This window comes from Amycolatopsis sp. NPDC039088 (assembly GCF_055598845.1).
On sequence record NZ_JBVKAE010000006.1, the window covers coordinates 234,850 to 260,146 of the forward strand.

Here is a 25,297-nt window from a genome sequence, read left to right on the forward strand (position 1 = left end):
GGTGCAAAGAGTGGGACGCGAAGCAGAAGTGTCCCAGCGCACTGCCCTCGAAGTAAGGAGTGGGATGGCGGGTTCCGCCGATCGCCTGCTGGTCACCGTGACCATGCTCGATCGTCCCCGCCTGATCGCGCTGATCCTGAGCGCGCTCGCCGGGACGGCCGCGGGGCTGCTCCTGCCCGGCGCGCTCGCCGCCGCGGTCGATGCCGTCGTGGCGGGACGGCCCAGCCTCCCCGAGGTCTCGTGGCTGCTCGTGCTGGGTGTCACCCAGATCGCCGTCGGCCTCATCGGCGGCATCCTCACCGCGCGGATGACCGCTTTCGCGACCGCCTGGCTGCGTCGCAAGCTCACCGACCGCTACCTCGCGCTCGGCACCAGATCCACCTTCGCCGACGGCGACGCGATCAGCAGGCTCACCGGGGACTGCACCGGTGCCGGCCTGGTCGCTTCGGTCGTCGTCCAGCTCGGCTCGTCGACCCTGATCTCCAGCGGCGCGATCGTCCTCCTCGCGCTGATGGACTGGCGTCTCGCGCTCGTCTTCCTAGGCAGCATCCCGTTCGCGCTGATGCTCGCACGCACGCATCTGAAGAACACCGCCGAAGACGTCCTTACCTACCAAGAGGTTTCCGGGGAGCTGGCGGCGAGGATGGTCGACGCCGTCGCCGGGCTGCGCACGATCGCCGCGTCGGGTACCGCCGATCGCGAAGCCGAACGAGTGTTGCGGCCGCTGCCGAAGCTGAGTCTCGCGGGCCGCGGGATGTGGCGCACGCAGGCGAAAATGGTGTGGCGCTCCGGCCTTTTGCTGCCCGCGGTGGAGATCGCCGTGCTGGCCGCCGCCGGTTTCGGTGTGCTGGAGGGGAGGCTGAGCGTCGGTCAGGTACTCGCCGCACTCGGTTACGTCGCGCTCGGCATGAGCATGGTCACCCAGATCCCGTTGCTCACCACGCTTTCCCGCGCGCGCTCGTGCGCGCGGCGGATCACCGAAGTGCTGCGGTCGCCGGTCCCCGAACCGGGCGAGCTGGGTGTCGTTCCCGGGCGGGGCACGCTCGAACTGCGCGGCGTCACCGTCGAAGGCGCGTTGCGGGAGGTCGACCTCGTCGTCCGCGGCGGCCGGTTCACCGCCGTCGTCGGGCGGTCCGGCTCGGGGAAGTCCGCGCTGGTCAACGTCCTCGGCGGGCTGCTGAGCCCGGACGAAGGGACGGTGACGCTCGACGGCCGTCAGCTGGCGGACCTGCGGCCGTACGAACTCCGCGCGGTCGTCGGTTTCGCCTTCGAACGGCCCGCGCTGCTCGGCGCCACCATCGGCGACGCCGTCGGGTACGGCTCCTGGGCAGGCGAAGCCGCCGTGCGCGCCGCCTGCCAGTCCGCGCAGGTCGACGACCTGATCGTCCGGCTGCCGAACGGCTATCGGACGCCGCTTTCGGAGACACCGCTCTCCGGCGGGGAGGCGCAGCGGATCGGGCTGGCACGCGCGATCGCGCACGCGCCGAGGGTGCTCATCCTCGACGACGCCACCGCCAGCCTCGACACGGTCACCGAAGCCGCCGTCGAAGAGGCGATCGAACGCACCCTGCCCGGCCGGACCCGGGTGGTGGTGACGCATCGCGCGGCCACCGCGGCGCGGGCGGACGCGGTGGTGTGGCTGGACGACGGCAGGGTCCGTGCGGTCGGTACCCACGATGAGCTGTGGCGTGATCCGGTTTACCGGGCAGTTTTCACGGGTGGGTCGGCGGAGCAACTATGAGCGAAAACCCAGCCAAGCACGACGCGAACCCGCCCCGGCCGAAGGCCCCGCTATCGCGGTGGCGGGGCGCCCTGCCAGCCCGAGGTGTGAAGACTCGAAAAGGGCGCCCTGGCGACGCGATCGCGGTCGCGGGTTCGCCAGCGAACACCGAGGGCGAGCAGTGAGCGTCTGGGGGCTCTACCGTTCGGCGCTGGCCGGGCAGTGGAGAGGCGGGCTGGTGCTGCTGGCCTGCTCCGTGCTGGAAAGCGCGCCCGCGTTCTTGTCCGGTCGCCTGGTCGAACTCGCGGTTGACGAGGGGTTTGCCGCGGATCGGCCAGGCACCGGACTGCGTTGGCTCGCGGTGTTCGGGCTGGTCGCGGTGATCGGGGCGTTCGGGTCGAGGCTGGTGTGGCATCAGCTCGGCAAGGTCGTCGAGCCGTTGCGTGACGCGCTGGTGACCACCGTGGTGCGCGGGGTCCTGCACGATCCGTCGCCACCGCGGAATCAGCCGGATGCCAGCGGCGTCGCCCGGATCACCCAGCACGTCGAGGTGGTCCGCGACGCCACGGCCGGGTTACTGGTGCAGGCGCGCGGGATGGTCGTGACGACGGTGGCGGCGTTGGCCGGGTTGTTCACCATCGCCGGTTCGCTCGCGCTGATCGTCGCGATCCCGGTGGTGGTCTCGGTAGCCGTGTTCGCCTGCCTGCTGCCGTCCCTGGCCAGACGGCAGCGCGCGCTCGCACTGGCCGACGAGCGGACCGCCGAGGTCGCGGGCGCGTCGTTGTCCGGGATGCGCGACATCGTCGCCTGCGGTGCGGAACCCCTTGCCGCGCTTGAGCTTTACGACGCCATCGACACACAGGCCAAGGCGGCCGTGCGGGTGGCGCGGTCGGGGGCGGCGCGGGCGGTGGTGATCGCGATCGGCGGCTTCGTCCCGCTGCTGCTGGCGTTGCTGGTGGCGCCGGGCATGGTCAAGGACGGGGTGCTCACCGCCGGTGCCGCGCTCGGCGCGCTCGTCTACCTCGCGACGACGATGCAGCCGGCGTTGCGGGGGCTGGCGTCCACCGCGAGCACCGTGGTGCTGCGGCTGATCGTCGCGCTGCGGCGGTTGGCGGAGACCGCGGAAGCCGAGCCGGAGCCGGACGGTACGGCCGAACCCGTCGGGACCGCGATCTACGTGCGGGATCTGACCTTCAGCTGGGGTGCGGCGGCCGAGCCGGTGGTGCGCGGGCTCGACCTGCATCTGCGGCCGGGGGAGCGGTTCGCGGTGGTGGGCCCGAGCGGGATCGGCAAGTCGACACTGGCCGGGTTGCTGACCGGGATGCTGGAACCGCAGGCCGGGCGGGTACTGCTCGGCGGGGTACCGGTCCGGGAGGTGCCGTCGGCGGTGCGGCATCGGATGGTCGCGCTGATCCCCCAGGAGGCCTACGTCTTCGCGGGGTCCGTGCGGGACAACGTCGGCCTGTTCGCGCAGACGGCGATGGACGCCGAACTGTGGGCGGCCGTGACCGCCGTGGGGGCGGAGCCGCTGGTCACGCGGCTGGGCGGGCTCGACAGCGAGATCGGGCACGGGACGCTGTCCGCCGGTGAGGCGCAGCTCATCGCGCTGGCGCGGGTCTACGCGAGCGACGCGGGCGTCGTCATCCTCGACGAGGCGACGTCGCACCTGGACCCGCCCGCCGAAGCCCGTGCGGAACGGGCGTTCGCCGAGCGGGGCGGGATCCTGGTGGTGATCGCGCACCGGCTGACGTCGGCGTTGCGCGCGGACCGGGTCCTGGTGATGGACGGCAAGGAGACCGCCCTCGGTACCCACCTGGAACTCATGGACCGGTCCACGCGCTACGCCCAGCTCATGCACGCGTGGGCACCGCGGCTACCCCAGCCCAGTGCGCAGTTCTTCCAGCGCGCCCCGGAGTAGGCCGTCGACCGGAACCGGGCGCCGGGACTCGCGATCGACGAAGACGTGCACGAAGTGCCCTTCGGCGATCACCGTCTCCTTCGAGTACATCCCGACCTCGTAGCGGACACTCGACCGCCCGAGATGCCCGACCCGCAGGCCGACCTCGAGTTCACCCGGGAACGACACCGAAGCGTGGTACTTGCACTGCGACTCCACGCACAACCCGATCACCTGGCCGGTCTCGATGTCGAGCCCGCCGCGTTCGATCAGGAGTGTGTTGATCACGGTGTCCATCACCGAGTAGTGGACGACGTTGTTGACATGTCCGTAGACGTCGTTGTCCTTCCACCGCAACGGAACCGTCTGCCAGTGCGGGTACTCGGCGTTCACCACAGCGTCACCGATTCCCGCAGGATCCCGGCGAGATCCGCTTCGGCGGCCTCGCGTGGCGCCGTCGCCAGCAGTCGTTGTTGTTTCACCGTGCCGGAAACCAGCGAGTCCACATCGGACTCCGAGTAGCCGACGGCGCCGATCCCGTTGGGGATCCCGATCTCCCGCATGAGCTGCCGCAGCACCGCGGGCAGATGGTCCCGCAGATCGCCCGGCCATTCGTAATCCGGGGCGAGCAGCCGGGCCACCCGCAGGTGCCGGTCCGGGCACGCGTCGAAGGTGAACCGGAACGCCGCGGGCGCGGTCAGCGAGACCGCCATCCCGTGCGGCACCATCGGTTCGTCACCCGGATAACCCGAAGGATGGAATTCCCGGACCTGCCCGGCGATCGGGTAGGCGTTGGCGTGCGGGATGTGCACGCCGGCGTTGCCGAAGCCGAGTCCGGCGAACGTCGCCGCGAGCGCCATCGCCTCGCGTGCCTTCATGTCCGACCCGTCCCGCACGGCCGCGGGCAAGGCCCACGACAGCAGCCGCAGCGACTGCTCGGCGAACATGTCGGCCAGCGGATTCGCGCCACAGTAGGGAACCCGGTCCTCCGGGCGCTTGCGGTCGAATTCGGTGTACGGCTTCGCCGTGTAGCTTTCCGCGGCGTGACAGAGAATGTCCATCCCGCTCGCGGCGGTGACCTCCGGCGGCTGCGACACCGTCAGCCGCGGATCGACCACCGCGAGGCTCGGCCGCAGCCGCAGATGACTGATGCCGCTCTTCACCCGCAGTGACAGCACGTCCAGCACGCACACCGTCGTGCTCTCGGAGCCCGTCCCGGTGGTGGTCGGCACCGCGACCAGCGGTTTCAGCGGCGCGCTCGGCGCGCGGCCGCCACCGACCGGGGCGTTGACGTAGTCCATCAGGTCGCCGTCGTTGCTGGTCAAGAGGTTCACCGCTTTCGCGGTGTCGATGGCGGAACCGCCGCCGACGGCGACGAAGGCGTCCCACTCGCCCTGTCCTCTGGCGAAGTCGACGGCCTTGCGCATGCTGACGTCGGTCGGCTCGACGTGGACGCCGTCGAAGACGACCGCTTCGATGCCGTAGGTCTCGATGCCTTCGGCGATCCGTTGTGGCCAGCCCGTCGCGGCGACGGCCGCGTCGGTCAGTACGAGCACCCGCCGGGCGCCGTACTGGGTGAGGTCGTAGCCGATCTCGTCACTCGACCCGGTTCCGTACTTCAAGGCTGGTGCGCCGTAGGTGAAAACTGTTTCACGTCCAGCGGTGGCTGAGGTCACGTTTTCGTGCTCCCTTGCTCGAACACGTCCCGATTTCGGACATTCTGCCGCCCCGGGGTTGCCGGAATCGAAAGATCGCTTGACGGCACCGATCACCGCCCGCCTAAGCTCTTCTCATTAGATACCAACTGGGAGCGTCCGTCGCCCACACGGCCGTGCGGATCTTGACCGAGGCACAGGTCCACCGCGTCTACGCGGTGGCGGGTGAGTCTTTCCTGGATCTGCTCGACGCGCTGCAACGCGAACGGTCGATCACCTTCGTCTCGGCGAGGCACGACTCGGGCGCGGCGTTCATGGCCGAGGCCGAAGGCAAGCTCACCGAGCAACCCGCGGTGCTGCTGGCGGGCCGCGGCCCGAACGCGGCGAACCTCGCGATCGGGGTCGCCACGGCGTACCAGGACGAGAGCCCGATGGTCGTCCTGCTGGAGAACCCGCCGTCCAGCCCCGGTCCGACGAGTGAACTGCCCACCGCCGACCTGACCGCGATGTTCGAGCCCATCGCCAAGTGGACCGGTCGCGCGAAGGAACCGGACGAGGTGCCCGGCCTGCTGGTCGAGGCGCTGACCCGCTGCCGCGAAGGACGTCCCGGGCCCACCGTCGTCGCCGTCCCCGCCGACTTCTGGGGTGTCCCGTTCGATTCGGCCAAACCGGTCGCCGCCGTCCGGCCGCCCGTCACCGGCGCGCTCGGCCGGACCGCCGAGGCGGTCGCGCAGCTGGTCGACGAGGCCCGATACCCGGTGGTGATCGTCGGCGGCCGGGCCCGCGCGGCGCGGGACGAGCTGATCGCCGTCGCCGACGAACTCGCGTTGCCGGTGTACAACGCCTTCCGCCGTCAGGACGCCTTCCCGGAGAACCACGCGCGCTACGCCGGCCACCTCGGCATCGGCATCCCGGCGCGCCAGCTCGACGCGCTGGAACGCGCCGACCTCGTCCTCGCGCTGGGTACGCAGCTCGACGAGGTCACCACCCAGTCCTTCCGCTACCCGACGCCTTCGCAGACGCTGGTGCAGGTGGGCACCGGTATCGAGCCCGCGCGGCGTGGCGGCTTGACCTTCCGGGTCGACTCCGAAGTCGAGCCGTTCCTTCGCGAACTGCGCACCGTCGCCTCACCGCGAACGCGTCGCGCGTCGGCCGCGAACGCCGCCGTGCACACCTTCATGACGCCGCCCGACACCAGCGGCGCCACCCGCGTCCATCCGGCCGACGTCATCCGCGCCGTGCGCAAGCTCGCGCCCGAAGACGCGATCGTGACCAGCGACGCGGGCAACTTCGCCCAGTTCATGCACCGCTACTGGTGTTTCACCGCGCCGCGCAGTCAGCTCGGCCCGAGTAACGCCGCCATGGGCTACGCGGTCCCCGCGGCGATCGCGGCGAAACTCGCCGAGCCGCGGCGGACGGTGATCGCGATGGTCGGCGACGGCGGCGCGCTGATGACCGGGCAGGAGATCGAAACGGCCGTCCGCTACCGGGTGCCGGTGACCGTCCTGGTGTTCCAGAACGGGCTGCACGGTCCGCTCGCCGTGCACCAGGCACGCAAGCACGGACGGCTTTCGGGGGTCACCGTCGCCGCCACCGACTTCGCGTCGTGGGCGCGCGGGCTCGGCGCCGCCGGGTACACCGTGGACGACCGCGAGGAGCTGGAGCCGATCATCGCGAGCGCGCTGGTCCGGCAACGGCCGTGTGTGATCGACGTCCGGACGGATCCGGACGTGGTGACCCCGGACATCCGGCTGACCAGCCTGCTGGGCGCCGCGAGGCCGCAGCAGGGCGGTCAGTAGGGATTACCGGGCGGTACTTTTTCTCAGGTGATACACAGAAACCCTTGTGGGGCCGCCGTCACCTGCCCCAAGGGGTAGGAATGTGGTGACGACTCGGCCGACTTTAGGTCGCGGAGGCCGGATTTTGTCGGTCGGCCGTGGCACAATCGCCGCAACACCGAGAGTCCGATGAGGACTGGGTGGACAGGAGCGGCCAGCAGGGCCGCGGCCGTCCGCCGGTGAGTTGTTGGCACGCAGTAGGTAACAGCGTTGTGTTGACACAGGGGAGAAAACATGGCTGACGAGACGAAGCCACAGGACAAGGCCAACTCCGTTTCCGGTGTGGTGCCGGTGCGGTTCAGCGCGGACGCGGAGACCCACGACGTCGCCGTCGTGCCCACCAACCGGGAAGCTCTGCGTCGTTCGCCGTTCGGTGCCGATGTACCGTTGCGCGCGGCGAGCGGCGAATAGCCGAGTGGTAAAGAGCACCGCGCGGCCGGGTGACGACGCTTGTCGGTCTACATGAGGTGTGCTTTACTGGTTTAGGTCTCGTTTTTTGTGTTCGTGTTGGTTCACGCTCGCAGAATTCAGCGGGCGTAGTGTCTCCTCGTGTTTCCGAGGAAGCAAACCGTCTGGTGATGACCCGGGTTGCCGACGTGGCTTCCTGTTTGTTTGTGTTGCATATGGAGATTTTATGACTCAGGGCACTGTGAAGTGGTTCAACTCCGAGAAGGGGTTCGGCTTCATCACTCCCGACAACGGCGGCGGCGACGTCTTCGTGCACTACAGTGAGATTCAGGGCAATGGCTTCCGCAGCCTTGACGAGAACGCCCGCGTGGAGTTCGAGATCGGTCAGGGTGCGAAGGGTCCGCAGGCCACCGCGGTCAACGTGATCTGATCCAAGCTTTCAAGCAGGGCCGCTCTCCTTCGGGAGGCGGCCCTGCTGCTTTTTCCGGGTCTTCACGGGGAGACGAGTCCGGCCTCGTAGGCCAGCACGATCGCCTGCGCCCGGTCCCGTAGCGCGAGTTTCGCGAGAATCCGGCCAACGTACGTCTTCACCGTCTGCGCCGAAAGCACCAGATCCGCCGCGATCTCCGGATTGGACCGTCCTTTCGCGATCAACCGCAGTACTTCACGTTCGCGTTCGGTGAGCACGTCGAACCGTGCCGGGGACGGCCGTGGAACCGGTGCGCTGGCGACGAAGTTCGCGATCAGCCGCTTCGTGACGGCCGGTGAGAGCAGCGCGTCCCCGGCGGCGACCACGCCGATCGCGGCGATCAGTTCGGCCGACGGCGCGTCCTTCAACAGGAACCCGCTGGCGCCCGCCCGCAACGCTTCGTAGACGTAGTCGTCCAAGTGGAACGTGGTCAGGACGATCACCTTCGGCCTGTCGCCGTCGCCTTCGAGCAGCCGCCGGGTCGTTTCGAGACCGTCCATCACCGGCATCCGGATGTCCATCAGGACGACGTCGGGTGCGATGGTCAGCGCGGCGATGCCGTCCAGCGCCGCCTGTCCGTCACCGGCCTGGCCGACGACGTCCAGCCCCGGCTGCGCGTCCAGCAGACTCGCGAAACTTTCCCGCACCATGGCCTGGTCGTCGACGATGAAGACGGTGGTCACGCTTCCCCCGTGAGTTTCAGCGTGACGGCCACCCGGAATCCGCCGTCCGCCCGCGGCCCGGTCTCGCACGAGCCGCCGATCAGCGTAACGCGTTCGGCGATCCCCGCCAGGCCGGTGCCGTCCCCGGCCGAAGGGGCCGGAACCCGTTCGGCAGGCCCGTTCTCGACCAGGATCGTGAGCGCCTCCGGCTCTCGTCGCACGTCGACGTCCACACTCGACCCCGGGCTGTGCCGGGCCGCGTTGCTCAACGCCTCCTGCAGGATCCGGTACGCCGCCAGGCCGATCGTGCCGGGGACGTCGTCGCCGCCGGTGATCCGGGAGCGGACCTCGATCCCGGACGCCCGGCAGCCATCGAGCAGCCCGGGCACCTCGGCGAGTCCCGGCTGCGGTTCGTGTTCCGGTTCGTCATCGTCGTCCCGCAAGACGCCGACCAGCCGACGGGCCTCGTCCAGTGCTTCCCGTGCCGCGACGCCGAGTGCGTGGAACTCCTCAGCGATGCTCTCGTTGACGTCCGGGAGCCGGTAGCGCGCGCTGTCGGTCCGCAGGGCGATCAGCGAGAGGTGGTGGCCGATGATGTCGTGCAGCTCCCTGGCGACCAGCGCGCGCTCCTGCAACGCGGTCCGCTTCGCCCGCTCTTCGACCGCCGTGCGCTCGGCCGTGTCGGCCTGCGCCAGTGCGCGCCGTCGTTGCTGCATGCCGTAGCCGGCGAAGATGGTCACGGCCACCACGAGCAGGGACAACACCAGGGTCTTCGTGCCGGAACGCGGGATCTGGGCGATGCCGACCCCGACGGCGAGCGCCACCGCGATGATCGAGATCCCGGTGCCCTGCTTGGGTTTCGTCCTGGCGAGGGCCATCGCCAGTACCGGCAGGTACGGCAGGACGTGGAACTGCAGCGGCCATTCGCTCACCGTCGTGTGGAACGGCGGATCGGGTGCGGGGAAGAGGACCGCGACGATCGCGGTGACCATCCCCACCGCCGCCACGCGGACCGCGGTCAGCGGGAAGCGCACGACCAGCAGCGGCGGTGCGACCTGCAGAAGCAGCAGGAAGAAGACCAGCGGAAGGCTTTCGGGGCCGAGGTAGTGCCCCCATGCGCCGAAGGTCATGCTCACCAGCACGGCGAGTACCGAGACGGCGAGGACTCCTTTGAGCCAGCCCGGCACGTGCCACCAAGCCGAAGCCGGTTCGAGATCGGCGTCGCGCCCGGTCAGGAGTGCCCACCCCAGCGAATCCATGGCTCGACGCTAACGACGCGGGGGTCCGGGCACATCCCCGCGTGGGGGACAGCCGGTGTCCCCCACGGGGTGACGGTCGCGGTGGCTTCGCACGATGTGGGACCTCGCCTGCTTTTCTGGGGATGCAACCTCGTGCAACTCTTCCCTTCGCGGCCTCGACGTCGTTTCCTTGTAGGACTTGGCGCGGGCAGCGGAGGACATGTGGGCGAAGTGGTCGCGGGGATCCTGGCGAACCCCGCTTCGGAGCGTGACATCCAGAGTCTGCGTTCGGCACTCCGCGTAGCCGGAGTCGGCCGGGTGATGGTGTGGACCGAGGCCGGCAAGATCATCGGCACCGTCCGCCGGATGGTGGACGCGGGCGCGAGTGTGCTCATCTGCCTCGGTGGCGACGGCATGATGCGGGCCGCCGCGGCGGCTTGCGGCGATATCCCGTTGCTCATGCTGCCGACCGGGAGCACCGCGCTCCCCGAGCCGGCCGTCGCCGGGCTCGCCGCCGGGCTGCTGGCCAGCCATCAGGTGGACACGGACCTGGTCACGAACCGGGCGACCGTCCTCGAGGTCGTCACGAAGGCCCGCCGTGAGATCGCGCTGAACCACGTCAGCGTGTCCGCGGAACCCCGGTGGGATCCCGCGTCGCTGACCGAGCTGTACTGCACGTTCGCCGTGCCGGACGGCGTCGGCCTCGCCAGCATCCCCGGCAGGCTGTGCGCCAGCCCGAAGTCCACTGTGGACGGTGTAGCGGTCTCGCTCGGGCCGGTCGACGAGACGCCGTACGTCGTGCAAGCCCCGATCGCGCCGGGCGAGGTCCGCGCGGTGGGCGTTCGCGGCTGGAGTGTGCTGGACCCCGGGGTGCGGGTCGACCTCGGCGCCGCGGGCGGCTCCATCGCACTCGACGGTGAACCGCATTTCGTCCTGAAGCCGGGAGAGAGCGCTTTCGTCGAGTTGAAGCCCGAAGGCCCGTGGTGCGTCGACGTCCGTGCCGTGATGGCCGAAGCCACCAGGAAAGGCCTGCTCCTCGGGCGGAAGCCGGAGCGGATCCTTCCCGCGTCCCCTCTGGTGGAAGCACCCTTCCTCAGGTAAGCCCGCCCAGGTCACAGAGACCTTCCGAACGCCGGTTCGGCCAGGCACACTGGGCGAAACGGACCAAGGGAGTGGGCCAGGTGCAGCTGGAAGCGGCGTTGCCGATCGGCGCGGATCCGCGGCGGCACGCACGCGTCCTCGCCCAGGTGCACGAAGCCGCCCTCTCCGGCGAGGCGCTCCCGAGCCACCCGCGCGCGGTCATCGGCGCGTCCTGGCAGCGCATGCGCCGTCTCGGTCTGGACCCGGATCGCGGCGCGCCCGTTCCCGCGCTGATCCCGGAACAGCTGGAGGCCCGCCGTCGCGAGAGCGGCCTCGCCGCCGTCCTGCCCGCCCTGCGCGGCGGCCTGATCAGCCTCGCCGAGCAGGCCGCGCACATCATGGTGGTCACCGACGCCGACGGCCGCGTCCTCTGGCGCGACGGCAGCACCGCGGTCCGCCGCCGCGCCGACGGGCTCGGGTTCTTCGAGGGCGTCGACTGGCACGAGAACGTCGCCGGTACCAACGCGATCGGAACGGCGCTGGTCGCCAGGCATCCGGTCCAGGTCTACTCCGCCGAGCACTACGTCCGTAACCAGCACGACTGGACCTGCGCCGCCGCGCCACTGCACGATCCGAGGAACGGCAAGCTGCTCGGTGCCGTCGACCTCTCCGGCCCGGCCTCGACCGTGCACCCGGCGACGCTGGCCCTGGTCGACGCGGTCGCGAAACTCGCCGAAGCGCATCTGCGCACCACGCACCTCTCCGAACTCGAACGGCTGCGCGGGCTCGCGTCACCCCTGCTGGCCAAGATGAAAGGCCGGGCGGTGATCACCGACCGGCACGGCTGGATCGCGGCGTCGGCGGGCCTCGTCCCGGTCGGCCGGATCGCCCTGCCGAACGACGTCACCGCCGGCCGGACCTGGCTGCCCACCTACGGGAACTGCCTGGTGGAGCCCCTGCCCGGCGGCTGGCTCGTCCGGCTCACCGAAGAGGAGGACGCGCCGCCGACGCGCGTCGTACTCGACCTGAAGTCCGCTAGGGCGAGCACACTGCGCGTCTCGGGCGCGGCGGGAGCCTGGTCGCACCGGCTGAGCCCGCGGCACGCGGAGATGCTGTACATCCTCGCGCGCCATCGGGAGGGAAGGTCGGCGTCGGAGCTGTCGCTCGACCTCTTCGGCGACGCGGGGCGCACGGTGACCGTCCGCGCGGAGATGTCCAGGATGCGGCGGCATTTCGGCGGGATCCTGCTGGGCAGGCCGTACCGGTTCGCCGACGACGTCGAGGTCGTCGTCGAGCGGCCGTCGGACGGCGAGGTCCTCCCGCGCTCCGTCGCGCCCGCCGTCCGCGCCTGATTGTCCGGTGGTGAACCCGCGTCCGCGATAGCGGGGCCTTCGGCCGGAGCGGGTTCACGCGTCATGTCCCTTTCGCGAGGCATGTCGCAGCTCCGCCAACAAGCTCTGAGATCTCCACCCCCGCCTCAACCCGGCGATGGTCCCGCTCCACCCTTCGTTGTTCCTAACGTTCGACCCATGGGAAACATGAACGGAAAGGCCCTGCTGGGCCTGGTCGCGATCGGTATCGTCGTCCTTCTCGGATTTCTGGCCTATCGGTTGATCCTGGTGGAGCTGATCACCCGGCTGAGCGATCACTGAGGGGGGAGATGGGGAAGCGGGAAAGGCCACTGCTGCCGGACACGATCGCGCCGAGCTGGCTGGTCGTCCAGCTGCTCGGCACGGCCGCGGTCTTGGTGGTGCTGCTGACCGCCAGCGAGTCCAGGGCATGGATCTGGGTGGCGTACGGCGTTTGCGGGATCTGCTGGCTGGGTTTCGTGGTGGCTTCCCCGCGGCTGCCCAAGCTGGCGACGGTGCTGCTCGCGGTGGCGACCGTCCCGCCGTCGCTCACGCTCGGCTGGGCGGAGGATTCGTCCGCCATCGTGCTCGCCGTGGTCACGGTCAGCCGGTTCGCCACCCTGACCGGGCCGTCGGTGGCCGCCATCGTCGGCGTGGTGGGGCTCGACCTGGGTCTCGCGGCGATCCCCGGCCTGCTCGTGGGCTCCCCGCTGGTGGTGGTGTTCGGCAACGTCGGCGTCCTGCTCGTGCTGATGCTGCTGGGGTTGAACCGGCGGCAGTACGAGGTGCAGGCGGTCCAGGCGGCCGCCCTGCTGGAGCAGACCAAACTGGCGCAGAGCGAACACGCGCGGGCCGCCGCGCTCGACGAACGCACGCGGATCGCCAGGGAGATCCACGACGTCCTCGCGCATTCGTTGGGCGCGTTGGGGATTCACCTGGAGGTCGCCGAGGCGCTGCTGGCCGAGAGGTCCGATGTGGACGGTGCGCTCGGCAGGGTCCGGCTGTCCCGGCGCCTTGCCGCCGACGGACTGGCCGAGGCACGTGACGCCGTCGCGGCTCTGCGCAGCGACGTCCCCTCGCTCGCCGAAGCCTTGCGGTCGCTGGCGGAAGCGCACCACGACGGGGTGACCTTCGAGGTTTCGGGGGAGCAGCGGCCACTGCCGTCCGCCGCGGTGGTCTCGCTGGTCGGCGTCGCACGGGAGGCGTTGACCAACGCGGCCAAACACGCCCCCGGCCGTCCGGTGTCGCTCCGGCTGCTCTTCACGACGGCGGAAGTCCGCTTGCGCGTCCGCAACGAACTCGGCGACACCGCCCGATCGGAGGACGCGGGCGGGTTCGGGCTCACCGGGATGCGGGAGCGGCTCGCGCTCGCCGGTGGCACGCTGTCCGCGGGGCCGGACGACGGGCACTGGACGGTGGAGGCGGTGGTGGGGGCGTGATCCGGGTGGTCGTCGTCGATGACCAGCAGGTCATGCGCGAAGGGCTGGTCGCGTTACTCGGCCTGGTCGACGGGATCGACGTCGTCGGCTCCGCCGGTGACGGACGACAGGCGCTCGACCTGCTCCGCGGTACCGCGGCCGACGTCGTGCTGATGGACCTGCGCATGCCTGTCCTGGACGGGGTGGCCACGACCAGATTGCTCAAACGGGAGCACCCCGACGTCGCGGTCGTGGTCCTGACGACGTACGCGGACGACGCTTCGATCGCCGACGCGCTCCGCGCCGGAGCACGCGGCTACCTGACCAAGGACGCCGGCCGTGCCGAGATCGGGGCCGCGGTCCGCTCCGCCGCCAACGGACAGGCGCTCTTCGCCGCCGAGGTCTCCGACAGGCTCGTCGCCGCGCTCGAAGCGAGGACCGTCACGCGGGCCAGGACCGAGTTCCCGGACGGCCTCACCGCACGCGAAGGCGAAGTGCTCGGCCTCATCGCGCGGGGGCTGTCCAATCCGGAAATCGCCGCCGAGCTGTACATCGGCGAGGCGACCGTGAAGAGCCACATCAACCACGCCTTCGCCAAGATCGGTGTGCGCAATCGTGCGGAGGCCGTGCGCTACGGCTTGGAAAAGGGCCTCTGACGCCGTCGGCAGATCACGTGCCGATGACACACGCCGGTGTCACTGGCTGCGCAGATCCCGACTCGGATACCTTCTTGCGGGTAGAGCCAATGGGGAGGATCGGCGATGACGAGCACTGTGACCCGGCCGGGGCCGCCGGGGAGCCCCGCGCCACCCCCCGCACCGGAGGGCCGCGGCGGGATCGCCGGGCTGCTCGAACTGCCGGGGAACGGGATCCGCGCGATCGTCCGGTCCGCGGCGACCACCCCGGGCAGGCTGTCGGTGATCGCGATCGGGCTCGTGCTGCTGTCGCTGGTCGCGGGACTGTTCGGCACGCTGGCCGCGCAGGACAAGAAGGACACGATCAACGGCCTGATCGACCACCGCGAACCGCTGGCCGCCGCCGCGCAGCAGGTCTACCGCGCGCTTTCGGACGCCGACGCGACAGCGGCGAGTTCGTTCCTCTCGATCGGCACCGAACCGCTCCCGATGCGCCAGCGGTACGAACGCGACATCGCGGAAGCCGGTGCGGCGCTGGCGAAGGCGGCGTCGGACTCCTCCGGCGTCGACGAAGCCGCCGAGCAGATCAACACTCTCGGCCGCGAGCTTCCCGTCTACACAGGACTGATCGAGACCGCGCGGGTCTACAACCGGCAGGGTTATCCCGTCGGCGCCTCGTATCTGCGTGAGGCCTCCGAGCTGATGCGGGCGAAACTCCTTCCCGCCGCACAGGATCTGTACCGCATCGACACCGACCGGCTCGCCGCCGAACAGGACGACGCGACCGGATTCCCTTGGTTGGCAACGGCTTTCGTACTCGCACTGCTGGCAGCGTTGATCTTCACTCAGGTGCATCTGACCCGGAAGACCAACCGGCTGCTGAACATCGGGCTCGTCGTCGCGACCGTGTCCGTGGTGGTCGCCCTGCTGTGGGGCGCGGTGGCGCTGATCGTGCAGAGCAGCCTCGTCGGCAGCGGGGAGGAAGACGGCTCGCACCAGGTGGACGTCCTCGTCCGCGCCCGCATCGCGGCACTGCAGGCACGAGCCGACGAGACGCTGACCCTCGTCGCCCGCGGCGACGGCGCGGCGTACGAAAAGGACTTCCGCGATCTCGCCGCGCAACTCGGCGGGACCGACGGTCAGGGGGGTCTGCTCGGCGAGGCACGCGGCCTCGCGGCGGGTGGCGCGGCCGCCGGGAAGGTGGACGCGGCGATCCAAGCGGCGTCGGCGTGGTTCAAGGCGCACGCCGAGGTGCGGCGCCAGGACGACGACGGCTTTTACCAGGACGCCGTCGGCACGGCCATCCGCGACGACAAGAAGGACGGCGCGGCCGGGGCGTTCCTGCGGCTCGACGAGAGCCTGGTGGCCGCGATCAACGTGGGACGACAGGAGTTCCTCGACGACACCCGCGGCGCCGACCGCGCGCTGACCCTGCTCGCGCCGGGGCTCGCGGTACTGGCGCTGATCGCGGCGGCGGGGGCCGCGTTGGGAATCCGTGAACGGCTGAGGGAGTACCGGTGATGCGGAACGGTCTGCGAGTGGCCGTGCTCGGCGCGGTCCTGCTGGTGGCGACGGCTTGCGGCGGTGCGGGAGCGCCCGTCGATCCGGCCCCGGTCGGCGAGGTCGCCCCGCCACAGCCCGCGAACGTCGGCGGGGCGGACAACGCCGGTGGCGGCGGCACGGCCGACACGAGCTGCAACCCGCTGGCGAGTCTGCGGCCGACCAACGGCACGCAGATCACCAGCGGCTCGACGATGGCGAAGATCAAGGAGAACGGCAAACTGGTCGCGGGCGTCGACCAGACGACGTTCCTGTTCGGCTTCCGGAATCCGACGTCGGGCCAGCTCGAAGGCTTCGACATCGACATGGTCAACGAAATCGCGAAGGCCATCTTCGGCAGCGCGGAAGGCCGCGTGCAGTTCCGGGCCATCCCGTCGAAACTGCGCGAAGAGGTGCTCGAGAAGAAGCAGGTCGACATCGTGGTGCGGACCTACAGCATCACCTGCGGCCGGCTGAAGAGGGTCAACTTCTCGACGGCGTATTACCAGGCGGGACAACGGATCCTGGTCGACGCGGCGTCGAAGGTCACCCAGCTTTCTGATCTCGCCGGGCGGCGGATCTGCGCGACCAAGACGTCGACCTCGCTGACGAAGATCGCGGCGGATCCCTCGAAGCCGGTGCCGGTCTCGGTGGACAACTGGTCGGACTGCCTGGTGATGCTGCAGCAGAAGCAGGTCGAGGCCGTGTCGACGGACGACGTCATCCTCGCCGGGATGCTTGCCCAGGACCCGACGCTGAAGATCGTCGGGGACCGGTTCACCGAGGAGAACTACGGCATCGGTATCCCCAAGGAGAACGAGGACATGGTGCGGTACGTGAACGCCGTGCTGGAGAACGTGCGTGGTGGCGCTTGGCAGGCGAGCTACGCGAAGTGGATCGGGAACAAGCTCGAAGGCGGGACGCCGCCATCACCTCAGTACAAGTGAAATCGGGCCGTTCGGGAGCGATCCCGAACGGCCCGTTTCGTACTAGGGGGATTTCTCGCCGATCACCGGCGGCACCGGCTTCATTTCGCCGTCGTAACCGCCGAACAAGACGTCGGCGTCCTCTTCCTGCAGGTAGTTCGGGGCCTTCTTTTCCTTGTCCTCTTCCTTCTGCCCCTTGCCGCCAGGAGCGCCGGCACCCATCGCGCCAGGACCGCCGCTCTTGCCGGCGGCGGCCGCACCACCCCGGGTGATGCGCTCCTCCGGCAGCTTGCCCGACCCGGACCCACCGCCCTTGCCCGCCAGCCTTTCGGCCTCACCAGCCGAAACCTTGCCGCCCGCGAGCCGCTCGGCGACGTTGCCCGCCCCGCCGTTCCGCCCGAACCCGCTCTTGCCGCCGCCACCGGTCAACCGGCTCGCCGCACTGCCACCCGGCCCGCTCGTCGTCCGGCCGGGCTTGCCGCGGTACTGCTCGCTGCCCAGCCGCCCGAGTCCGGTGGGTCCAGGGCCGTTGATGGCCGCCAGCCCCGGCGTCTGGCCAGGGCGGAAGGACCCAGGCGGCCCGCTGAACGGCTGATTCGGCCCGGGCACCCCCGTGTGGCCGCCGCCCGTGGTGATCCCCGGCCCCGGCGTCACCCCAGGTCCCGGCCCGGGCCCGCCCGGGTTGCCCGGCCCAGGCATCCCCGGCCCACTGCCAGGCCCACCACTGAACCCCTTGACGTCCCCGCCCGAGAACCCCGACGCGGAGGTCGAATCACCCATTTCGGGTGGCGGGGAGAAGGTGGGCTGCTGGGAATTGACGTCGAAGAGAGACTGGTCGTAGGTGTGCATCACCTGCGCGGCCTGCTGATGCGCCTGGAACGACTGCTCCTGCTTGGCCGAGATGTTGCCGACCGTTTCCACCGCACCCGCGAAATTCCCCGACGCGAACTGCTGCATCGCGTTCTTGTACTCGGCGTTGCGATCGAACGGGACCTCTTCGGGCATGGAGTTCTTCGCGGTGGTCGCCGCGGCCGCCGACTGGGAGAAGCGGTTGGAGGCGAGATAGGCGCCGTCGCCCGCGTTGTCGGCCCACTTGCCCAGATTCTTGAAGAACCCGTGCGCGGCCTCCGCGGCGGGGCCCTGCCAGTGGGCGCCCTCCTTGTTGGCGGCGGAAGTGAGCGCGTTGCTGAAGGTGTTCAGCGCGTCGCCCTGGTTGTTCCAGATCTCGCCCTTTTGGTCGATCTTCTCGGGGGAGAGGTTGTTGGTGACCATGTCGATCAGGTCGCTGTGCGAGTTGCCCTCGTAGCGCTGACCCGACGGAGTCAGCCCGGCCCGGAACTGCTGGCCTTGAGTGAGCACCGCGGCCTGGTCACCCGAATACTGGCCGGCCTTCTGCTCCGCCGTCAGCCGAGCGGTGAGGGCGTTGCCGCCGGGACCCTGGTTGGCCTCGTCGTAGGTCTCCGCGTAGCGCTTGCCCTCGTACGTGCGGTGCGCTTTGCCGTCGGTGCTCAGCACCGACTCGAAGTTGTCCTGACCGGCGTTCTCCGCCATGATCCCCTCCCTGATCTGGGCTGTGCGGTCAGTTGCCTTGGGGAAGCTTGGGTGCGACGGCCTCGGCGACGACCATCCCGTCGGCACAAGCCTGCTCGTTCGTGCCGTTCGACAAAGTGAGAGCGACGCTGGCGCGTGTGCTTTTCGTAACTGCGATGCCGATGTAACAGGTTCCACGCCCGCCGTCGCCGATGAGCTGTACCGCATCGCGGCCGTCGATCTGAATGGGCTTCTTCGTCCCCTGTGAAGCCTCCACTCCGTCAATCCCCTCGTTGCCGACGAAGTAGAGGGAAACGTTGCCGTAGCGGGCCTTCTTCGCGCGGCAGCCGTTGTCGCTCTCAAGCGTTTCGGGCTTGTATTCTTCGTACGCCGCTGTGGAAGTGACCTCGCGAAGAAGTTCGCACGAATCCATGTTGGCGAAGACTTCCCGGCTCGCGCTGCTAGAGTTCGAGGCCGATTGGGTGCTGGATACGGGGCTAGGGTTGCCTGGCTTCTCGGATGAGCATGAAACCGTTGAGGTCAGAACAACGATGGTGGCTGCCGTCGTCAAGAATAGTTTTGGTGCCGATTTCATTCTTCGTATCAATCCTGTCGGAAGCTCTTGAGTGTCGACTCATTCTCATGCTCGATTTGTTTGAAGTTCTTTTTCGCCGTTTCGATGGCTTCCACGGCTCGCGCCACGACGTTCTGCAGTGCTTCGAGTTGGGTCTTCGCGGACTGCTCGTCTCCTTCGGCCACGCGGACGGCATGTTTGCCCACATCGACCGCGTAGGGGCTCATTCCAAGCTCTGGGGCCTGGCCGAGCACGAGGAACTGCCCCTTGTTGTCGCCCCAACTGTCGAGGTAGTCGTTCAGCGCGGTCTTGTACGCCTCACCCATCTCAGGACTGACCGCGAACTTCCCCTCCTTCGCGGCCGTCACCATCGCGTCGGCCTGCGCCGAGAAGTCGCCCAGCATCTGCGAAAAGTCACCCGGTGGTCCACCGGTGCCGTCTGCCATGGTCTCTCCCCTGTACCAAGTGCCGGTTACTCGTCGCGTTCGTCAGGTCACGATATCAGCGGAAACGACCTCGAAGGCCCGCTTCAGGCGAGGATCACGCGCTGCCGACGCGGGCGGCTTCGACCAGGTCGTGGATCCATCGTGCCAGGTGGGAGCCGCTCGTCGGGGTGAATGTGCGGCGGACTTCGCCGTCGGGGAAGCGGTCCGTGGTGAGCATGAAGCGGCCCTGGACGCTGTCGAACCACTGGACGCTCTTCTGCTGCGGTTTGCCCCGGTCGTCGCGCAGGGTGACGCTGATCGTGCCGAGCCTCGCGAGGGGGTGTTCGAAGAACCGGCTCGCCGCGCCCAGCCGGAGGTTGTCCGGGTCCTCGTCGAAGGGGTCATCGGGTCGCTTCGACGGGGGGAGGGTGCTGGACGTCGTCACCCGTCCGGGGAACGGCTGCAGTGACGGAAGGTTGTCGAGGAGGGTCGCGACGACCTGTTCCGGGTAAACCGGCTCGAAGAGGATGTCGAATCCGCGTTGCTGGCTCACGACGCCCAGACGGCGGTCCCAGCCGCCCCGATAGAGGTATTCGGCGTCCTGCTCGACCTCGTGCGCCTCCAGGGTGACGACGAAGTCGGCCGTGGCCCAGAGCCGAAGCGTCTCCTCGTAGTCCCGCAGGAGTTCGCGGCCGCGTGCGAAACCGCGGTCGGCCAGCCCGGCCCAGATCTCCTCGCAGTGCCGCTCGCGTTCGGTGAAGGTGGTGCCGACGGTCGGGATCTCGAACGGCAGCACGAATCTGCCGAGCCCGAGTTCCTCGAGTACGACGTCGAGCTGGGCCATCGACATCGAAAATGACGCGGGCACTCCGACCCTCCCCCTCATCACCTGCTGAATCGGTTCTCTCCCGCACCGTATCGGGTTCGACCCGGCGCGGGCACGACCTGCCTGCTCACGACTAGGATCGGGCCTGACTTGGTCGCGGGGATTTCGGGAGGTACCAGTGTCGGATGAGCCGCGCCGTCCTCGGCACGCAGCACCGGATGACACCAAGCCGGACCACGAGGCGGAGGCCGCCTCGTGGACGCCGCCGGCGCCGGTGCGCTGGGAAACGCCCGAACCGTCCATTTCCGGCAGGCTCGACGTCACCGAGCCACCCCGGCCCAAGCAGGGCCCCGGGCCGGAGAACGACGCCGAGCGCACGATCTATCACGCGCCGGTCCAGCGTCCGCAGACTCCGCCGCGCGGACAGCAGCGGCCGATCCCCGGCGCCGAAGACCCGACGCGTCCGCCGGGTGAGATGGCCCCGGTGAGCCCGCAGACCCAGGTCGTCCGCCCCGAGTGGCAGGCACCCGCCGACGTGCCGCAGCCGACCAGCGTGCTCTCCTCGCCCACCCCCGAGACGCAGAGCATCATGCCGCCGGCGCCGCGCGTCGACCACGGACCGGGGCCGTTGCCGGATCCGGGCACGGAAAGTGTGCTCCCCGAACGTTCCAGCGAAAGCCGGGGGACCGGCACCGGCACCGGCACCGGATCGGGCAGCCGGGGGACCGGCACCGGAACCGGTTCGTTCCCCGGAACCGCCCGCCGGACGTCGTCCCGCACGTCTCGCCGCGGTCGTCTCGGCGCCGGGCTCGTCGACGTCCCGCAGGTGCCGTACCGCGACCCGGCGTCCGCCGTCCTCGAAAACCCCATGGTGTCGGAGGAGAAGCGCTTCTGCGGCAGCTGCGGCGCCAAGGTCGGCCGCGGCAAGAACGGCGAACCCGGTGCGCCGGAAGGCAAATGCGAGAAATGCGGGAACCCGTTCTCCTTCGTCCCGAAGCTGCGGCCGAACGAGATCGTCGGTGGCCAGTACGAGGTGCTCGGCGCGCTCGCGTACGGCGGGCTCGGCTGGATCTACCTCGCGCAGGACCACAACGTCAGCGACCGCTGGGTGGTGCTCAAGGGCCTGATCGACACCGGTGACGCCACCGCGATGGCGGCCGCCGCCAACGAGCAGCGGTTCCTCGCCGAGGTCGAGCATCCGAACATCGTCAAGATCCACAACTTCGTGCAGCATCCGGACGGCGACACCGGCAACTCCGTCGGCTACATCGTCATGGAGTACGTCGGCGGCCAGTCGCTGCGTCAGCTCGCACTCGCGCACCATCGCGAGACGAAGCGCCCGGAGCCGTTGCCGATCGGCCAGGTGATCGCCTACGGGCTCGAGATCCTTCCCGCCATGGGCTACCTGCACAGCCAGAACCTGCTGTATTGCGACCTCAAGCCCGACAACGTCATCCAGACGCATGAACAGCTCAAGCTGATCGACCTCGGCGCGGTCCGCCGCATCGACGACTACGAGAGCCCGCTGTTCTTCACCACCGGCTACAGCGCGCCGGAACTGGCGACACACGGCGCTTCGGTGGCGTCGGACCTGTACACGGTCGGCCGCACGCTCGCCGTCCTCAGCTTCGAGTTCTCCGGCTACACCAGCAAGTACAAGACGACCCTGCCCGGACCGGACGTCGTCCCGCTGTTCGCGCTCTTCGGTTCGTACTACCGCTTCCTGAAGCGCGCGACGCACACCGACCCGGACCGCCGGTTCATCGCGGCCGAGGAGATGGGCGACCAGCTGACCGGCGTGCTGCGCGAGATCATGGCGCTGGGCACCGGAAAACCGCGTCCGGGCGCCTCGACCGTCTTCGGTCCGGAGACCCGCACGTTCGGCGTCGACCTGGTCGTCCCGGAGCACGGCGGGAGCGTGCCGCTGCCGGATCCCGGCGAGGTGGTCTCGGGCCTGCCGATCCCGCAGGTCGACACGGACGACCCCGCCGCGGGCATGCTGGCGTCGACGGTCGCGCTCGATCCGAGTGGCGCGATCGAGGCACTGGCCGGTGCGCCGCGCGAGTCAATCGAGGTGCGGCTGCGCATCGTCCGTGCCCGGATCGAGCTCGGTGAGCTGGTCGAAGCGCAGCGGCAGCTGCAGGCCGCGCAGTACCTCGCCATCAAGGCCGGTTTCCCGCACGATTGGCGGATCGACTGGTACCGCGGCCTGATCGAGCTCGCGGGTGGCCGATCCCGTGTCGCGCACGTCGCGTTCGAAGCGGTGTACGACGACCTGCCCGGCGAGATCGCGCCGAAGCTCGCTTTGGCCGTCAGCGCGGAGGGCGTCGGGGATTACTTCGGCGCCGCGCGCTACTACGAGCTGGTGTGGCGAACGGACCGGTCGTACGTCAGCGCCGCCTTCGGACTCGCTCGCGTGTATCTCGCGCAGGGCGCCCGTGCCAGCGCGATCGAGGTGCTGGAGGCCGTCCCGGCGTCGTCCACGCATTACGTGGCCGCACAGGTGGCCGCGATCAAGATCAAGACCAGGATCAACGGCGGCGGCAAGGATCCGGTGCCGGTGTCCGAACGCGACCTCGTCGACGCGTCGACGCGGCTCGAGCGTCTCCAGCTTGACGCCGAGCGTCGCACGCGGCTGTCCGCGGAGGTCCTCGAAGCGGCGTACGGCTGGCTCAATGCGCAGAACCGGCCGACGCCGGGCGCGAAGGTGCTCGGCTGCGAGCTGGACGAGCGGGGCCTGCGGTTCGGGCTCGAGCGCTGCTACCGCACGCTGGCGCGGCTGGCAGGCACGGTGGACCAGCGCGTGGAACTGGTCGACAAGGCCAACGCGATCCGGCCGAGGACCCTCACTTAAACCCGCGTTTCGTCCTCTAAATGCGGTGGTTCGTGGTACGAACTACCGCATTTAGAGGACGAAATGCTCAGGGGTTGATGTCCCACTCGCGTTCGCGCTTGGCTTTTTCGTGCGCCGCGGCGAGCTTCTGGAGTGCCTCGGGGTCGCCGTGGGTGCTGAAGTGCTCGAACTCGACCCGCACGAACAGCGCCCGCGCCCGCACCGCGACAGGACCGTCTTCGGCGTCGAGACGTCCATCTGCGCTCACGTAGATCTTGCGGCCCGCGATGCCGTCGAGCTTCGTCGCGATGTAAAGCGTCGAACCGACCGGCACCGGCCGCAGGAAGTCCGTCTCCAGCTTCCCGGTGACGGCGGGGCGACGCAGCAGGTTGCCGACGGTCGCCCCGAGCGCCTCGTCGAAGGCGCAGGCGAGCAGGCCGCCATGGGCGAGGCCGGGCGCACCCTGGTGGGCGGAGGTGACGGTGAACTTCGAGTACACCGTCGTCCCTTCGCCCACCGTGGACTGCAGGTGGAGCCCGGCCTCGATCTCGTCGCCGCACCCGAAACACTCACCGAAGTGAATACCGAGATCGCTGCCCGGCTGCGGGGCTTTCGGGTGGACGGTCGCCGGTTCGACTTCGACCGGCGGCCACGGCTGCGAGATACGGCTCATGGAGAAACGTTAACTCGCCGGTAGCTCCGAGGCCTCGCCGGGAGTGACGGTTTCCGGTTTCCGGCGACGCACGATCCGGGAGCTCACGATGCGGCGCAGCGACACCCCGGCGGTCTCCGGCAACAGCAGGATCGGGATGGCCGCGATCGCCGCCGCGCCCATCAGGTAGTAGGCGGGCCACAGGTTGTCGCCGGTCGAGGTCACCAGGCTGCCGATGACGTACGACGCCGTGCCACCGAACGCGGCGGTGGAAACGCTGTACCCGATGGAGAAACCGCCGTAGCGCTCCTGCGTCGGGAACATCGCCGGCAGCGTCGCCGCCAGCACGGCCAGGATCAGCACCAGCGGTACCGCGATCATCACCAGGCCGAGCATGAGCTGCCAGGCGTTCCGGTCGTCCGCCGCCGCGCCCATCAGCGAGAACGCCGGGATGGGCAACACGAGGAAGCTCGCGCAGCTCGCGATCAGGATGGGTTTTCGCCCGATGCGGTCGGACAGGATGCCGACCGGCACGATCAGGACCAGCATCAACGCGATGGTCGCCAGGATGATCAGCAACGGCGTATGCCCGCTGAAGCCGACCACGTCCTTGAGATAGGTCTCCAGGTACGTGATCACGATGTAGTCGGCCACGTTCAGCATCACCACGATGCCGATGAGGTGCAGGATCGAGGTCCAGTGCTTCTTGAGCAGCGCCTTCAGCGGCGACTTCTCGACCTGGTTCTTCTTCTCGATCTCCAGGAACAGCGGAGTGTCCTCCAGCTTGTTCCGCAGGTAGAGACCGATGATGCCGAGCGGACCGGCGATCAGGAACGGCAGGCGCCAGCCCCATTCGCGCATCGCCTCGTCACCGAGGATCACGGTGAAGATCGTGACGAAACCGGCGCCCATGGCGAATCCGACCAGCGTGCCGAACTCCAGCCAGCTGCCCCAGAAACCCCGGCGCCTGGCGGGGGCGTACTCGGCGATGAACGTCGCCGCGCCGCCGTATTCACCGCCGGCCGAGAAGCCCTGGATGGTGCGCAACAGGATCAGCAGGACCGCCGCGGCCGGGCCGATCGTCGCGTAGGACGGCAACAGCCCGATGATGAACGTCGATCCGGACATCAGGATGATCGTCAGCGCGAGCACCTTCTGGCGCCCGATCTTGTCCCCCAGTGGGCCGAACACGAAGCTGCCGAACGGCCGCACGATGAACGTGATCGCCAGGACCGCGAAGGTCGCCAGCGCACCTTCGGAAGTGCTGGAAGCGTTGAAGAAGACCTGCCCCAGGATGGCGGGCATGAAGCCGAAGACACCGAAGTCGTACCACTCGATGCAGTTACCCATCGCCGCTCCGGCGACGGCCTTTCTGATCTGCTCCGGTGGGGCCTCCGCTGGTTCCCCTTTTTCCTGATGCGCAGCGCTCAGCGCCTCTTCGGCCATGGGTTTGACCTCCCGACCCACCCGTTTACTTACCCATCGTCGACGGTTTGTTCCCTCGACCGTAGGTGTTCAAACATGCGGATTCAGCGCTTCGCATCGATCGCGCGAGCGTCGTTCCCCCAACTCGGTGATGAACCACCAGGTGACGCGGATGTCGGAGAATTTCCGATTACTGTG

General features: G+C 69.2%; 23 protein-coding genes. 13 read left to right on the forward strand and 10 right to left on the reverse strand.

Annotated elements, in window-relative coordinates; all coding sequences use genetic code 11:
• Window positions 1–64 precede the first annotated feature (64 nt).
• On the forward strand, window positions 65–1,741 hold the full coding sequence (locus ACZ7KI_RS10520) for an ABC transporter ATP-binding protein (RefSeq protein ID WP_470272859.1): 1,677 nt from the start codon (window positions 65–67) through the stop codon (window positions 1,739–1,741).
• Window positions 1,742–1,901: 160 nt separating this feature from the next.
• Window positions 1,902–3,638: an ABC transporter ATP-binding protein gene (locus ACZ7KI_RS10525; RefSeq protein WP_470272860.1), complete on the forward strand. Its 1,737-nt coding sequence runs from the start codon at window positions 1,902–1,904 to the stop codon at window positions 3,636–3,638.
• Here the strand turns inward: ACZ7KI_RS10525 and ACZ7KI_RS10530 are convergent.
• Entirely contained in the window at window positions 3,594–4,013 is a 420-nt protein-coding gene (locus tag ACZ7KI_RS10530; RefSeq protein ID WP_465460282.1) for an acyl-CoA thioesterase, read from the reverse strand. The genes ACZ7KI_RS10525 and ACZ7KI_RS10530 overlap by 45 nt on opposite strands.
• Window positions 4,007–5,239 (reverse strand): hydroxyacid-oxoacid transhydrogenase, encoded by a 1,233-nt coding sequence (locus ACZ7KI_RS10535; protein ID WP_470272861.1) that lies wholly within the window; start codon window positions 5,237–5,239, stop codon window positions 4,007–4,009. The genes ACZ7KI_RS10530 and ACZ7KI_RS10535 overlap by 7 nt, the downstream gene beginning before the upstream one ends.
• Window positions 5,240–5,421: 182 nt before the next feature.
• On the opposite strand from ACZ7KI_RS10535, the gene ACZ7KI_RS10540 reads away from it, so the two are divergent.
• From ACZ7KI_RS10540 to ACZ7KI_RS10550, 3 genes are all read left to right on the forward strand, one after another.
• Window positions 5,422–7,071: a thiamine pyrophosphate-binding protein gene (locus tag ACZ7KI_RS10540; RefSeq protein ID WP_470272923.1), complete on the forward strand. Its 1,650-nt coding sequence runs from the start codon at window positions 5,422–5,424 to the stop codon at window positions 7,069–7,071.
• 273 nt (window positions 7,072–7,344) lie between these two features.
• Window positions 7,345–7,521: a hypothetical protein gene (locus ACZ7KI_RS10545; protein ID WP_470272862.1), complete on the forward strand. Its 177-nt coding sequence runs from the start codon at window positions 7,345–7,347 to the stop codon at window positions 7,519–7,521.
• Window positions 7,522–7,744: 223 nt separating this feature from the next.
• Window positions 7,745–7,948 carry a cold-shock protein gene (locus ACZ7KI_RS10550; protein ID WP_470272863.1) on the forward strand — a complete coding sequence of 68 codons (204 nt, stop codon included), beginning with the start codon at window positions 7,745–7,747 and terminating at the stop codon, window positions 7,946–7,948.
• Window positions 7,949–8,010: 62 nt separating this feature from the next.
• Here the strand turns inward: ACZ7KI_RS10550 and ACZ7KI_RS10555 are convergent, their stop codons facing one another.
• Window positions 8,011–8,670 (reverse strand): response regulator, encoded by a 660-nt coding sequence (locus ACZ7KI_RS10555; RefSeq protein WP_470272864.1) that lies wholly within the window; start codon window positions 8,668–8,670, stop codon window positions 8,011–8,013.
• On the reverse strand, window positions 8,667–9,908 hold the full coding sequence (locus ACZ7KI_RS10560) for a sensor histidine kinase (RefSeq protein WP_470272865.1): 1,242 nt from the start codon (window positions 9,906–9,908) through the stop codon (window positions 8,667–8,669). The genes ACZ7KI_RS10555 and ACZ7KI_RS10560 overlap by 4 nt, the downstream gene beginning before the upstream one ends.
• A 201-nt stretch (window positions 9,909–10,109) precedes the next feature.
• Between ACZ7KI_RS10560 and ACZ7KI_RS10565 the strand changes: the two genes are divergently transcribed.
• From ACZ7KI_RS10565 to ACZ7KI_RS10595, 7 genes are all read left to right on the forward strand, one after another.
• A complete protein-coding gene (locus ACZ7KI_RS10565; protein WP_470272866.1) occupies window positions 10,110–10,988 on the forward strand; it encodes a diacylglycerol kinase family protein in 879 nt (292 codons plus the stop codon).
• Window positions 10,989–11,059: 71 nt separating this feature from the next.
• Window positions 11,060–12,319, forward strand: a complete 1,260-nt coding sequence (locus ACZ7KI_RS10570) for a GAF domain-containing protein (RefSeq protein ID WP_470272867.1) — start codon at window positions 11,060–11,062, stop codon at window positions 12,317–12,319.
• Window positions 12,320–12,496: 177 nt separating this feature from the next.
• Window positions 12,497–12,619, forward strand: a complete 123-nt coding sequence (locus ACZ7KI_RS10575; RefSeq protein WP_256376547.1) for a hypothetical protein — start codon at window positions 12,497–12,499, stop codon at window positions 12,617–12,619.
• A gap of 8 nt (window positions 12,620–12,627) precedes the next feature.
• Window positions 12,628–13,755 carry a sensor histidine kinase gene (locus tag ACZ7KI_RS10580; protein ID WP_470272868.1) on the forward strand — a complete coding sequence of 376 codons (1,128 nt, stop codon included), beginning with the start codon at window positions 12,628–12,630 and terminating at the stop codon, window positions 13,753–13,755.
• Window positions 13,752–14,390, forward strand: a complete 639-nt coding sequence (locus ACZ7KI_RS10585; protein WP_470272869.1) for a response regulator — start codon at window positions 13,752–13,754, stop codon at window positions 14,388–14,390. Before ACZ7KI_RS10580 ends, ACZ7KI_RS10585 begins: the two co-directional genes overlap by 4 nt.
• A 105-nt stretch (window positions 14,391–14,495) precedes the next feature.
• Window positions 14,496–15,890 carry a hypothetical protein gene (locus ACZ7KI_RS10590; protein WP_470272870.1) on the forward strand — a complete coding sequence of 465 codons (1,395 nt, stop codon included), beginning with the start codon at window positions 14,496–14,498 and terminating at the stop codon, window positions 15,888–15,890.
• Window positions 15,890–16,855 carry a glutamate ABC transporter substrate-binding protein gene (locus tag ACZ7KI_RS10595; RefSeq protein WP_470272924.1) on the forward strand — a complete coding sequence of 322 codons (966 nt, stop codon included), beginning with the start codon at window positions 15,890–15,892 and terminating at the stop codon, window positions 16,853–16,855. Before ACZ7KI_RS10590 ends, ACZ7KI_RS10595 begins: the two co-directional genes overlap by 1 nt.
• Window positions 16,856–16,897: 42 nt before the next feature.
• Here ACZ7KI_RS10595 and ACZ7KI_RS10600 read toward each other — a convergent pair whose 3' ends face one another.
• From ACZ7KI_RS10600 to ACZ7KI_RS10615, 4 genes are all read right to left on the reverse strand, one after another.
• Window positions 16,898–18,385: a hypothetical protein gene (locus tag ACZ7KI_RS10600; RefSeq protein ID WP_470272871.1), complete on the reverse strand. Its 1,488-nt coding sequence runs from the start codon at window positions 18,383–18,385 to the stop codon at window positions 16,898–16,900.
• 28 nt (window positions 18,386–18,413) lie between these two features.
• A complete protein-coding gene (locus tag ACZ7KI_RS10605; protein WP_470272872.1) occupies window positions 18,414–18,935 on the reverse strand; it encodes a DUF3558 family protein in 522 nt (173 codons plus the stop codon).
• 32 nt (window positions 18,936–18,967) lie between these two features.
• On the reverse strand, window positions 18,968–19,384 hold the full coding sequence (locus tag ACZ7KI_RS10610; protein ID WP_470272873.1) for a hypothetical protein: 417 nt from the start codon (window positions 19,382–19,384) through the stop codon (window positions 18,968–18,970).
• Window positions 19,385–19,478: 94 nt separating this feature from the next.
• Entirely contained in the window at window positions 19,479–20,231 is a 753-nt protein-coding gene (locus ACZ7KI_RS10615) for an ESX secretion-associated protein EspG (protein WP_470272874.1), read from the reverse strand.
• Window positions 20,232–20,367: 136 nt separating this feature from the next.
• On the opposite strand from ACZ7KI_RS10615, the gene ACZ7KI_RS10620 reads away from it, so the two are divergent.
• The gene (locus tag ACZ7KI_RS10620) at window positions 20,368–23,043 is read left to right on the forward strand and encodes a serine/threonine-protein kinase (protein WP_470272875.1); all 2,676 of its coding nucleotides are present in this window, start codon (window positions 20,368–20,370) and stop codon (window positions 23,041–23,043) included.
• A 67-nt stretch (window positions 23,044–23,110) separates the two neighbouring features.
• Here the strand turns inward: ACZ7KI_RS10620 and ACZ7KI_RS10625 are convergent, their stop codons facing one another.
• Both ACZ7KI_RS10625 and ACZ7KI_RS10630 read right to left on the reverse strand, forming a co-directional pair.
• Entirely contained in the window at window positions 23,111–23,695 is a 585-nt protein-coding gene (locus ACZ7KI_RS10625; protein WP_061980211.1) for a PaaI family thioesterase, read from the reverse strand.
• A 9-nt stretch (window positions 23,696–23,704) separates the two neighbouring features.
• Window positions 23,705–25,120, reverse strand: a complete 1,416-nt coding sequence (locus ACZ7KI_RS10630; RefSeq protein ID WP_470272876.1) for an MFS transporter — start codon at window positions 25,118–25,120, stop codon at window positions 23,705–23,707.
• Window positions 25,121–25,297: the final 177 nt, after the last annotated feature.

What these genes read in the sequence shown, in the direction of transcription:
- ACZ7KI_RS10630 (WP_470272876.1), bottom strand. Translation starts at nt 25,120, where the DNA reads ATGGCCGAAGAGGCGCTGAGCGCTGCGCATCAGGAAAAAGGGGAACCA.
- ACZ7KI_RS10600 (WP_470272871.1), bottom strand. Translation starts at nt 18,385, where the DNA reads ATGGCGGAGAACGCCGGTCAGGACAACTTCGAGTCGGTGCTGAGCACC.
- ACZ7KI_RS10520 (WP_470272859.1), top strand. Translation starts at nt 65, where the DNA reads ATGGCGGGTTCCGCCGATCGCCTGCTGGTCACCGTGACCATGCTCGAT.
- ACZ7KI_RS10560 (WP_470272865.1), bottom strand. Translation starts at nt 9,908, where the DNA reads ATGGATTCGCTGGGGTGGGCACTCCTGACCGGGCGCGACGCCGATCTC.
- ACZ7KI_RS10625 (WP_061980211.1), bottom strand. Translation starts at nt 23,695, where the DNA reads ATGAGCCGTATCTCGCAGCCGTGGCCGCCGGTCGAAGTCGAACCGGCG.
- ACZ7KI_RS10575 (WP_256376547.1), top strand. Translation starts at nt 12,497, where the DNA reads ATGGGAAACATGAACGGAAAGGCCCTGCTGGGCCTGGTCGCGATCGGT.
- ACZ7KI_RS10595 (WP_470272924.1), top strand. Translation starts at nt 15,890, where the DNA reads ATGCGGAACGGTCTGCGAGTGGCCGTGCTCGGCGCGGTCCTGCTGGTG.
- ACZ7KI_RS10580 (WP_470272868.1), top strand. Translation starts at nt 12,628, where the DNA reads ATGGGGAAGCGGGAAAGGCCACTGCTGCCGGACACGATCGCGCCGAGC.
- ACZ7KI_RS10550 (WP_470272863.1), top strand. Translation starts at nt 7,745, where the DNA reads ATGACTCAGGGCACTGTGAAGTGGTTCAACTCCGAGAAGGGGTTCGGC.
- ACZ7KI_RS10590 (WP_470272870.1), top strand. Translation starts at nt 14,496, where the DNA reads ATGACGAGCACTGTGACCCGGCCGGGGCCGCCGGGGAGCCCCGCGCCA.
- ACZ7KI_RS10610 (WP_470272873.1), bottom strand. Translation starts at nt 19,384, where the DNA reads ATGGCAGACGGCACCGGTGGACCACCGGGTGACTTTTCGCAGATGCTG.
- ACZ7KI_RS10545 (WP_470272862.1), top strand. Translation starts at nt 7,345, where the DNA reads ATGGCTGACGAGACGAAGCCACAGGACAAGGCCAACTCCGTTTCCGGT.